Source organism: Oryzihumus sp., assembly GCF_036391795.1.
Lineage (GTDB): Bacteria > Actinomycetota > Actinomycetes > Actinomycetales > Dermatophilaceae > Oryzihumus.
On record NZ_DASVZH010000212.1, the window covers coordinates 1 to 6702 of the forward strand.

Consider the following 6702-nt stretch of genomic DNA (forward strand, 5'->3'; position numbering starts at 1 on the left):
ATCACCGCCGCGATCTGCGGGAAGGTCAGCCCCTGCCCGAACAACACCTCGATCTGCGCGCGCTCCTGCTCCGACAACCGTGCACCAGGCATGACCGGATCCTTCCGTCAGCCTCGTTGCAACAACCACTTGAAGCGGCCCGGGGCTGAAACCCCAGAAACGTCCCTGTCGGCAGGGTGGGTCTGCAGGGTGGGTCGGCGTTGGGTGAGTGGCTCTCAGCCCGGCCAGCCGGCCAGCCGGCGCCCGCGTGCCTCGTCGAGAGCCGTCGCCGCGATGACCCGGCAGGCCGCGTCGTGCAGCTCCTGGGCGTGCCGGGTGTTCAGCCCGATCGCGGTGAGGCCGATCCGCCCGTCGATCGCGAGCCCCGAGAGCATGTGCAGCACCACGCCGACCCCGGAGCGGTGGTCCAGCTGCAGCCCGGCACCGCGCACGGCCTCGATCACGGGCCCGGCGGAGAGCCCCACCCAGGACTCGTCGAGCAGGTTGTCGGTGCACACGTAGGCACGCGGGGCGCCGTCGGCGGCCGTCACCCACTGGCCCAGGACCTCGTCGTACCGGCCCGGCACGAGGTTGCGCAGCGCGGCGTACGGGTGCGTGGTCCCGCCCTTGCGCAGGTTGACCTCGAGGGCCAGGACCCGCGAGCCGCCCGCGGCGTCACGGCTGGCGACGAAGTCGACGGAGACCCGGCCGAGTGCCCCGGCGGCCACCAGCTGCTCGCCCACGGCGCGCGCGTGCCGGGCGACCTCGGCCGCGTGGACGGGGTCTGCGGGGAAGCGGCAGCCGAGGAACACCTGGCCGTTCGTGCCACCGACGACCTGCTCGTGCGTGGCCAGCACGACCACCCGGCCGTCGGGCAGCAGGTCCACCTGGGCGCTCGGCGTCGTGACCTCGGTGCCGGTCACGAGCTCCTCGACGATGCCGCCCCGGCCCAGCTCGGCGAGGTAGCCGCGGGGCAGCGACGCCACCCGGCGCGCCAGGGTCTGCGCGTCCGCCGGCACCGGGCCGTCCAGCAGGTTGACCACGGTGTTGCCGTCGCCGGCGTAGCTGTCGTCGTGCTTGACCACGACCGCCGAGACGTCGGGGCGGGCGAGGCGGATGGCCTCGATGCCGCGCACCACGTCCTCGACGGTGCGGACGTCCTCCACCCCCGCCGGCAGCGGCACCCCGGCCCGCGCGAACAGCGTGCGCCCGGCGCTCTTGAAGCCCAGGTGCCACAGCGAGGGGTCCATGCCGTTGACCGGCAGCTGCAGCCGCTCCGCGACCGCGACCTCGTGCTCGGTGACGTTCCACGGCTCGATGAACGCCGGACGGTCACCCACGGCCCGGCGCAGGCGGTCCAGCGCGTCGGGGCGGCGCAGCAGCTTCTCGGCCAGGGACTGCGGTGAGGTGTCCTCGAGGGCGAGCACCTCGGTGCCGGTGCCCCACGCCTGCGGCCGTGGCCCCAGCCGGCGGTGGTAGTCGAGCACGTCCGGCGTCGGCGCGATCGAGCTGACCAGGACCAGGCGGGCGTGCTCCAGCCGGTGGGTCATCAGCGTCCCCAGCAGGTACCGGTGCTCCAGGGCGAGGATGCGCTCGCCGTAGTGCCGCAGCAAGGAGTCGCTGGCGCTGTAGGAGGGCAGGGCGACCACCACGTGGGGCGTGCCGGAGCCCTCGGTGTTGGCCGCGAGGGCGTGCCCGAGGCCGGCCTGCAGCTCGGCGAAGCTCTTCATCGCGCAGCCTTCCGCGAGGAGGTCACTGGAGGGGCCAGTGGGACGGCGCGGGCGGGTGGGCGCTTGTGGCGGGCGCGCCACGCCTTGTGGGTGGCGTCGGCCAGGAGGACCGCCGGGATCGCCAGGGCCGCCAGGAGCCAGCCGAACGCTCCCGGCCAGTGTCCACCCAGCAGGTCCTGGAGGGGAGGGGCGCCGACGAAGACGAGCAGCATCGCGATCTCCGACGCCACGGCATACAGCAGGAGGCGGTTGCCGCGGACACCCACCAGACCGACCCAGCGGCCCTCGCTGCGGCAGGCGAAGGCGTTGGCGACCTGCCCCAGCACCACCGTCGCGAACGCCGTCCCGGACGCCACGCCGAGCAGCCAGGGTGACACCGGCGTCCCGGGCGCCCACCCTGCGGTGCCCAGCACGACCAGGAACGCCACCATCGACACGAGCGCCTCCGTCGGACCCAGCACCAGCAGCGCGCGGCGGGCGACCGGTCCGTCGATGAGCGACCCCAGCCGCATCCTGCCGACCATGGCCCGCGGCCCGGGAGGCTCCGCACCCAGCGCGAGCGCCGGCAGCTGGTCGGTGCCGATGTCCAGCGCCAGCACCTGCAGGACGGTGAGGGCCAGGGGGATCCGCCCGCCGGAGAGCGCCCACACGACGAACGGCGTGAGCTCGGCGACGTTGTCCGTGAGGTGGTAGGTCAGGAACCGGCGGATGTTGGTGAACGTCGCCCGACCCAGCTCGACCGCCCCGACGATCGTCGCGAAGTGGTCGTCCAGCAGCACCACGTCGGCGGCCTCCCGCGCGACGTCGGTGCCGGAGGCGCCCATCGCCACGCCGATGTCTGCGGCTCGCAACGCGGGTCCGTCGTTGACCCCGTCACCGGTCATCGCCACGACGTGGCCGCGGGACTGCAGCGCCTGGGCGATGCGGAGCTTGTCCTCAGGGGTGACGCGGGCGAGGACCAGGCCGTCGTGGTCGATCAGCTCGGCCAGGGCGGCATCGTCCTGCGGCAGGTCCGCGCCGCGGAGCACCGGGGCGCCGGGGGTGGCCAGGCCGACCTCGGTCGCGATGGCTGCGGCGGTCCGCGGGTGGTCCCCGGTCACCATGGCCAGTCGTATGCCGGCCCTGCGGCACCGCGCGATCGCCTCACCGACGTCCGGGCGTGGGGGGTCCTCCAGCCCGACGAGGCCGAGCAGGTGCAGGTCTCGCTCCGCCAGGTCCGCGGTGGCGTCGGGGCGACCCGGCGGGCGGTGCGCGACGGCGAGCACCCGCAGCCCCCGGGCGCTGAGGGTCTCAACGGCGGTCTCGGCGTCCGGCGTCGCGTCGAGGCACCGCAGCAGCACCACGTCCGGCGAGCCGAGCACGTGCACGCCCTCGGCGTCGACGACAGAGGAGCGACGCCGCCGTGGGTCGAAGGGGTGCCGCTGCAGCGGGGCGGGGTGGACCGGGGCTCCGGCGCGCGTGGCGAGGACGTGCAGGGCCACGTCCATGGGGTCCCCGACCGGCCGCCACTGGCCACCGGCCTGTGCGGCGTGCGCGTCGGGGGAGCACCGGGCGGCGCTGTCGCCCACCTGGCGGGCAGCCTCCACGGCGCGGGTCGCACCCACCAGCCGCCCCTCGGGGCGGTAGCCCTCGCCCTCCACCCGGACCTGGCCGGCAGGGGTCCAGACCTCGACGGCGGCCATCTGACCACGGGTGAGCGTGCCGGTCTTGTCCGTGCAGATGAACGTGGTGGAGCCCAGAGTCTCCACGGCCTCGAGGTGGCGCACCAGCGCCTTGCGGTGGGCCATCCGCTGGGCGCCCCGGGCCAGCGACAGGGTCACCGTCGGCAGCAGCCCCTCGGGCACGAGGGCGACGGTGACACCGATGGCGAAGAGGAAGCTGTCGCGGCTGGCCTGTCCGAGGGCCAGGGCCACGAGGAAGAACACCAGGCCCACGGCCAGCGCCATGAGGGCGACCATGCGCACGACCCGGTGCAGCTGGGCCGCCAGGGGGCTGGGTGGGCGGCGTGCCCCCGCGGTGACGGCGGCGATGGCGGCCAGGCGGGTCCGGCCACCTGTGGCGACGACGCGTGCGGTCGCCTGTCCCTCCACCACGAACGTCCCGGCGTGGACCCGGTCGCCGGCGGCGGCGCTGACCGGGGCGCTCTCCCCGGTCAGCATCGACTCGTCGACGCGGACCCGGCCGTCGGGGACGAGCTCGAGGTCGGCGCAGACCCTGTCCCCGGCGTCGAGCAGCACGACGTCGCCGACGACCAGCTCGGCGGCGGGCACCACCACCGGCATCCCGTCGCGCCGCACGGTGGCGTGGACGGGCATCAGGTCGCGCAACCGCTCGGTGGCACGGTCCGCGCGGTACTCCTGGGCGAAGGAGAAGGCCCCGTTGACGACCACGACGACCCCGATGGCCACGCCGAGCGCCGGCATGCCCGCGACGAACGCCAGCGCGGCGGCGACCCAGAGCATGAGCGCGAAGAAGTGGCCCATCTGGGCAGCCAGCAGCGCGAGCGGGTGGGGGCGGCGTGGTGGCGGCAGCGTGTTGGGCCCGTCCCGGGCCAGCCGGGCGGCCGCCTCCACGTGGGTGAGCCCGAGCCCACCCGGCGGAGCGGTCACGGTCACGCTCACATGCTGCGCGGCATACAGGTGGGGCGGAAGGGACGTTTCTCCTCGCGCGCAGGTGCGTTCGGCCCCTGTCGTGCGGCCTGAGAGAATCGGGCCCACCATGACCGCTGTCCTCCCGCCCCTGCAGATCGGCCGCCACAGCATCGAGTCGCCCGTGGTGCTCGCGCCCATGGCCGGCATCACCAACCGCGCGTTCCGCCGGCTGTGCCGCGAGTACGGCGACGCCGGGCAGTCGATGGGAGGAGCCAGTGGCCGAACCTCCTTGTACGTCAGCGAGATGATCACGTCGCGGGCGCTGGTCGAGCGCACGCCGGAGTCGATGCGGCTGATCCAGCACGACCCGGAGGAGAACCCGCGCTCGATCCAGCTCTACGGCGTCGACCCGGCCACCGTGCGCGCGGCGGTGCGGATGCTGGTCACCGAGGACCGCGCGGACCACATCGACCTCAACTTCGGCTGCCCGGTGCCCAAGGTGACGCGCAAGGGCGGGGGAGCGGCCCTGCCGTGGAAGACCGAGCTGTTCCGCGCGATCGTCAGCGGGGCGGTCCAGGAGGCCAGCCCGTATGACGTGCCGGTCACCATCAAGATGCGCAAGGGCATCGATACCGACCACCTGACGTTCCTCGAAGCCGGGCGCATCGCCGAGGGCGAGGGTGTCGCCGCCGTCGCGCTGCACGCCCGCACCGCCGCGCAGGCCTACTCGGGGCAGGCCGACTGGCCGGCGATCCGGGCGCTGAAGAACGTCGTCACCTCGATCCCCGTGCTGGGCAACGGCGACATCTGGTCGGCCGAGGACGCGCTGGCGATGGTGGACCAGACCGGGTGCGACGGCGTGGTCGTCGGGCGCGGCTGCCTCGGGCGGCCGTGGCTGTTCACCGACCTCGCCGCGGCGTTCGCGGGGACGACCGCTCGGGTGCGGCCCACGCTGGGACAGGTGACGGACACGATGCGGCGGCACACGGCGTACCTGGCCGAGTTCTACGACTCCGAGCTCAAGGCGTGCCGGGACATCCGCAAGCACATCGCGTGGTATCTCAAGGGTTTCCGCGCGGGTCAGCACGTCCGTCACCACCTCGCGCTCGTCGACTCCCTTGACGCCCTTGACGAGCTGATCGGCACGCTCGACCTCGACCAGGAGTGGCCGGGCGAGCCGGCCGAGGGGCAGCGGGGGCGGGCCGGCTCGCCGCGCAACGTCGCCCTGCCCGAGGGGTGGCTGGAGAGCCGCGAGCTGGGCGAGGCGGCCGCGGCGGCCGTGGCCCAGGCGGAGATGTCGGTCTCGGGAGGCTGAGGCGTTCTGGCGGTCGGGCTGACGCGGTCGGCGCGGCGTGGCATCGTCGAAGGCATGTGCCGGAACATCAGGACGCTGCACAACTTCGAGCCGCCCGCGACCGACGACGAGGTGCACGCCGCCGCGTTGCAGTACGTGCGCAAGGTCAGCGGCATGACCAAGCCGTCCGCGGCCAACGCCTCGGCCTTCGAGGCGGCGGTCGCCGAGGTCGCGCACATCACCCAGCACCTGCTGGACGACCTGGTGACCCAGGCCGCGCCGCGGGACCGTGAGATCGAGGCCGCGCGGGCGCGGGCCCGCAACGCGGCCCGCTACGGCACGCCCGCGTAGGCGGTCGCCCCGCTGGTCGGCGCTTCGGTATGCCGGGCTCGCCCGGTGCGGGGGTTGCGGGTGTGGATGATGCCGGCAGCCTGTCGGTGGTCGAATGTATGTTCGAACCATGCACCAGGGGGATCGTCGTCAGGGGGCCGCGGCCAGCGGCTCTGGTGGCGTGCCCGCGGTCGAGTTGTCCTTGGCGCAGCGGCGGGAGCTGGTGCGGGCGGTGACCGCGGCGCTGGCCGGGGTGGACGGGGTCCTGCACCAGGGGGTGGGTGCCGAGCTGGGGCCGTTCTTCGCCGAGCTGGACGCGCTGCGACGGGGGTGTAAGGCCGGGCAGGTCGCGACCCTGGCCGAGGCACTGAAGCGCGGAGACATCGCCTCCTCGGATCACGCGAGCCCGGCGGCGTGGGTGCTGGCCCACAGCCTCCTACCGATCCGGGGGTGCCGCGGACCTGGTCAAGGTGGCCCAGGCGTGCCTCGGGCGCCCGGTCCGGGCCGGGGCGGCGCAGGTGTTGGACCACGGGTCGGTGCAGCGGCTGCGTTCGTGCGTGCTGTCCGGGCGGGTCGGGGTCCGCGGCGCGGCGGCGGCCTTGGCCGAGCTGGCCAGGCTGGGGCCGCGGCTGACGCCGGAAGCGCTGCCCACCGTCTGGGAGGGGTTCCTGCAGGTCGCCGAGGAGTCCGGTCCGCGGGAGATTCGAGGGCTGCGGGAGCGGATCATCGCCACCTACGGCCGCGATCTGGAGTTCCAGGTCCGGCAGGACCGGCTCCG

General features: G+C 74.3%; 4 protein-coding genes and 1 pseudogene. 3 read left to right on the plus strand and 2 right to left on the minus strand.

Annotation, left to right across the window (positions count from 1 at the left end; translation table 11 throughout):
- Positions 1–215 precede the first annotated feature (215 nt).
- Positions 216–1709: a peptide ligase PGM1-related protein gene (locus VF825_RS13270; protein WP_331114048.1), complete on the minus strand. Its 1494-nt coding sequence runs from the start codon at positions 1707–1709 to the stop codon at positions 216–218.
- Positions 1706–4324 (minus strand): cation-transporting P-type ATPase, encoded by a 2619-nt coding sequence (locus VF825_RS13275; protein ID WP_331114050.1) that lies wholly within the window; start codon positions 4322–4324, stop codon positions 1706–1708. The genes VF825_RS13270 and VF825_RS13275 overlap by 4 nt, the downstream gene beginning before the upstream one ends.
- A gap of 103 nt (positions 4325–4427) precedes the next feature.
- On the opposite strand from VF825_RS13275, the gene dusB reads away from it, so the two are divergent.
- The 3 genes and pseudogenes from dusB to VF825_RS13290 form a co-directional block, all read left to right on the plus strand.
- Positions 4428–5615: a tRNA dihydrouridine synthase DusB gene (gene dusB, locus VF825_RS13280; protein WP_331114052.1), complete on the plus strand. Its 1188-nt coding sequence runs from the start codon at positions 4428–4430 to the stop codon at positions 5613–5615.
- A gap of 54 nt (positions 5616–5669) precedes the next feature.
- Complete coding sequence (locus VF825_RS13285) at positions 5670–5945, plus strand: DUF2277 domain-containing protein (protein ID WP_331114053.1); 276 nt, start codon at positions 5670–5672, stop codon at positions 5943–5945.
- Positions 5946–6394: 449 nt separating this feature from the next.
- Positions 6395–6702 (plus strand): annotated as a pseudogene (locus VF825_RS13290) (hypothetical protein); the annotation flags it as partial.

Bases quoted from the DNA above. Each gene is read 5' to 3' on its own strand.
- VF825_RS13285 (WP_331114053.1), top strand. From the start codon at position 5,670: ATGTGCCGGAACATCAGGACGCTGCACAACTTCGAGCCGCCCGCGACC.
- dusB (WP_331114052.1), top strand. From the start codon at position 4,428: ATGACCGCTGTCCTCCCGCCCCTGCAGATCGGCCGCCACAGCATCGAG.
- VF825_RS13270 (WP_331114048.1), bottom strand. From the start codon at position 1,709: ATGAAGAGCTTCGCCGAGCTGCAGGCCGGCCTCGGGCACGCCCTCGCG.